The following is a 231-nucleotide window of genomic DNA, read 5'->3' as shown; positions in this document are numbered from 1 at the left end:
TATTCGTTTCTGATAAATAGGATACCCCTCGCTCTTATTTCATTGTCCCATGTTTTTCGTCAAGTGGAGAATGAAATAGGCGGGATGCCGATGACCTCCCCTGGTAGTTGAACAACCTTCTATTTCAAGGATCCCGGCATTGCCGCTGATTTAAATGTTGCCCCTGGTTCTATTTTTAAAAATAATGAGCTTATGCTCTACTTCGCCTTCGGCTCGAATATGAACCCTGAC

The organism is Deltaproteobacteria bacterium (assembly GCA_011773515.1).
In the GTDB taxonomy this organism is placed as follows: domain Bacteria; phylum Desulfobacterota; class Deferrimicrobia; order J040; family J040; genus WVXK01.
Note: the sequence above shows the minus strand (reverse complement) of the source record.